The sequence below is a fragment of the Rhodopseudomonas pentothenatexigens genome (assembly GCF_900218015.1).
Taxonomy (GTDB): Bacteria; Pseudomonadota; Alphaproteobacteria; order Rhizobiales; family Xanthobacteraceae; genus Rhodopseudomonas; species Rhodopseudomonas pentothenatexigens.
Genome location: NZ_UFQQ01000011.1, coordinates 1 through 3,685 on the forward strand (window position 1 = coordinate 1; position 3,685 = coordinate 3,685).

Annotated in this window: 2 protein-coding genes and 1 pseudogene; 1 reads left to right on the top strand and 2 read right to left on the bottom strand. The window is 67.2% G+C overall.

Going from position 1 to position 3,685, the window contains the following annotated elements:
- Positions 1-257: 257 nt before the first annotated feature.
- Positions 258-412 (bottom strand): annotated as a pseudogene (locus DWA33_RS25195) (IS256 family transposase); the annotation flags it as partial.
- A gap of 350 nt (positions 413-762) precedes the next feature.
- On the opposite strand from DWA33_RS25195, the gene DWA33_RS11805 reads away from it, so the two are divergent.
- Positions 763-1,650, top strand: a complete 888-nt coding sequence (locus DWA33_RS11805) for a transglutaminase-like cysteine peptidase (protein WP_114358298.1) — start codon at positions 763-765, stop codon at positions 1,648-1,650.
- On the opposite strand, the gene DWA33_RS25200 is transcribed toward DWA33_RS11805, so the two are convergent.
- The coding region (locus tag DWA33_RS25200) for a YDG domain-containing protein (protein ID WP_244601267.1) at positions 1,616-3,685 on the bottom strand (2,070 nt) is incomplete at its 5' end. The genes DWA33_RS11805 and DWA33_RS25200 overlap by 35 nt on opposite strands.

The following is a 3,685-nucleotide window of genomic DNA, read 5'->3' on the forward strand; positions in this document are numbered from 1 at the left end:
CTCGCGCACCTCGGGGGAAAACTTGTTCGTCGTCTTGCTCGTCATGGCTCCATCCTCTCAGGAGTTGGAGCCTCCGGCAAACCCGGGGCGGTTCAATACGCCCCCCGCCCCGCCTCCTACGGTTTCTGGCCTTCTCGTCGAAGCGCGTCGCGACGCGGCGGAAGTATTTGAGCTCGCTGTCGACCCCCGGTTTGTCCATCCGGCGAAGTTGGTGTCCGCTAAAAAACTCCACGGATGTCCATCTCAACTACAAGCAGGTGCATCAACGCTGCGGCACCATCGCGCCACGCGGCTTCGGCGTCGTCCTGCGTAAAAGTGGTGGCGATGAAGGTGGAGACGACGCGGCGTCCACTCTTGCCGGCATCCGTCATGACGTTGAGCATGGATCTGCCCGGCAGCGCTGCGAGGCGGCCTCCTATGCGTTTCCGGCGCCATGATCGGTACCACGCGCCGCCATCCTCGACAGGGCCTCGTGTCGGAGATCGTGGGTTCTCAAATGCTGACACCCTGCAGCGCCCCTGATCGCATTCGGGCAGGCGTCTTTGCGCTTCGAATTTCGCCATCCTCGAGTGGTCAATGCGAGCTTAACGACTCGACACCCACTCTATGAATCCTCGTTGATAAGTGTTCACGCTTCGAACCAATAACGTCTCGGCCGCGGGGCTCTTTTAACCGCCGCAGCAGCACCGCCCCGTATCGTCGATCAGGTCGAGCGAGCCCGCAAGACGGATCGATAGTCGGGCCCGCGTCAGGGCACGGGCGATGCAATTCGGTCTGCTGAAAGCGCTGCTATCTGGTTCGATCGTATTCGGCGCTGTGCTGCCTGTCGCGGCGACGGCGGCCGAACGGGACCTCGCGACCGTCACCGCGTCGATCGCGCCGACCGAATTCATCGAGACGATCCCGCCTCAGGCGGGCAGCGAGCCGTTCGGCAGGGCCACGGTGCGGGCTCCCCGAGGCGCGTTGTGGACGAAGCTCGCGCAGATCACGGCGGACATCCAGGCAGCCAAGCCGGCGCTCGACCGCTGCCGCGCCGACCGGCAGCACTGCACCGAAGCCGCCTCCCGCTTCGCCGATATCATCGACCAGGCGGCGCAACGGCACGACCGAGCACGGCTCGAACTGGTCAACAAGCGCATCAACGCGGCGATCGACTACACCACCGATCAGCAGCAGTGGCACGTCGCCGATCGCTGGTCGCCGCCGCTGTCCGACACCGCCGACGGCTCGTTCGAGTCCGGCAAAGGCGACTGCGAGGACTTCGCCATCGCCAAGTTCGTCGCGCTGCGCGAGGCCGGCACGCCCGCGGCCGACCTTCGGGTTCTGATCGTGCGCGACAGATCCGCCGGCGACTACCATGCGGTCCTCGGCGTGCGTCTCGGCGGCAGTTGGATGCTGCTCGACAATCGCGTTTCGCGGCTGGTCGAGAGCACCGACGCGACGTATTTCCAGCCGCTGTTCGCAGTCTCCAGCGTGGACGTGTCGGCATTCTCCGCCGGCGGCCGCCAGCTCGCGGCGCGCGTCGCTCCGCCGCCGCACCCGGCCCGGCAGGAGCCGCTGGCCACCACCGAGGCCGGAACGATCCTCACCCGGTTCCACAATTTCGCCGGCCTGATCACATCGTCACCGCGAAATAGCCCGCAGGTTTGAACGCCTTCAGCGCGCTCCACATCGCCGGCGTGATCTTGTCGGCGTGGGTGACGAACGACGGCACCGTATCGCCAACCGCGACCGGCTTGTTGTCGGCGGGATTGATCACCGCGGTGACGCCGCCGACCGACTTGGTTGCGGAGTCGAAGGCGAGGATCACCTGCTGACCGGTCATCGGATCGTTGGCGAGCAGGCCCTTGCCGTCGGCGGTCAGGCCCAGCACCAGCAGCCACGGCGTCGCGACGCCTTCGGTCTTGCCGCCCTGCAGCACAACCGGCCCCTTGCGCAGCAGCGCCGCAACCTCGGTTTGACCCGCAACGAACGCGAACGCATTGCCGCCGCCGGGCACCCGCTCGGCGCCCTTGCCGTCGGTGAACGACACCGCCCGCACGTCGGGATGGTCGAGCCGGCTCCACGACGCCGTCCCGTCGCCCCACAGAGCGTCGATCTTGAACGCCTGCTGGTTGTTGGTCTCGGCTCGGGCAATCATCGTCAGCACGGTCGCCTCGGCGGCTTCGGGTGCGAAGCCCGGCAGCTCGGCTTTCGAATATTGCTGATTGTCGAACTGCGAGATCGGCTTGAACAGCGTGCCGGCTCCCGAGCCGACCGCGATATTCTGGTTGACGTCACCCGTAGTACCGGCGGTGCGGACGACCGGAGCCGCGGCCCGGATCGCCGCGATCACCGGCACGGAAGCGGTCGGCTGCTGGTAGCTGATCGTCACCGCAACCGGCGTGCTGGCGCTGCCGGACGCGATGTACTGGCTGGTCGGATAGTCGCCGCTGTTGGTGGCGGTGACGGTCGGCGTGGTCGGGGCCGCCAGGATGGTGAAATCGGCACCGACATAGCTCAACAGATAGTTCTGCGAAGCGGCGAGCGTGCCCTGCAGGATGGCGTAACTGCCCACGCCCTCGCCCGGATCGCGGCTCAGCGCGCCGGCCAGACTGTCGCCGGCGACCAGCGAACCGTTGATCAGGCTGAAGCCGAACACCGGATCCGCCGCGCCGCTGGTCTTCGACCCCGGCTCCGCCGCCACCGTGATGGCGCGCGGGGTGATGTCGGCTGCGCCGGTGAAGCCAGTCGTGGCCAGCACGTAGTTGCCCGCCCCTGCCCCGGTCAGGCTGTAGCTGCCTGTCACCACCTTGCCGATGCCGACGTTCTTGTCGGCATAGGCGGTGCCGGCGAGCAGCAGCGCCACCTCGTCGCCGCCGATCACGCCCGACAGCGTGCCGTTGCCGGTGACCGCTGCGGCGGTGGTGCCGTCGTAGACCTTGCTGGCCGCCACGCTGCCGTTTGACGCGAGCGTCAGCGTCGCCGGGGTGATGTCGGCCACCCCGGTGAAGCCGGTCGTGGCCAGCACGTAGTTGCCCGCATCCGCTCCGGTGAGGCTGTAGCTGCCGGCCACGATCTTGCCGGCACCGACATTCTTGTCGGCATAGGCTGTCCCGCTCAGCAGCAGCGCCACAGCGTCACTGCCGAACACGCCCGATAGCGTGCCGTTGCCGGTGACGACCGCCGATGTGGAGCCGTCATAGACCTTGCTGCCAGCCACGCTGCCCGCCGACGCGATCGTCAGGGTTGCCGGCGTGATATCGGCCGAACCGGTGAACCCGGTCGAGGACAGCACATAGTTGCCGGCTCCCGCCCCAGTCAGACCGTAGATGCCGGTCACGGTCTTGCCGGTGCCGACGTTCTTGTCGGCATAGGCTGTGCCGCTCAGCAGCAGTCCGACAGCGTCACCGTTGAGCACGCCCGCGAGTGAGCCGTTGGAGGTCACGACCGCAGCAGTGGTGCCGTCATACACCTTGCTGCCGGCGACGCTGCCCGCCGACGCGATCGTCAGCGTTGCCGGCGTGATATCGGCCGAACCGGTGAATCCGGTCGAGGACAGCACATAGTTGCCGGCTCCCGCCCCAGTCAGACCGTAGATGCCGGTGACGGTCTTGCCGGTGCCGACGTTCTTGTCCGCGTAGACGGTGCCGGCGAGCAGCAGGCTGACGGCGTCGCCGCCGATCACGCCAGCCAGCGTGCCGTT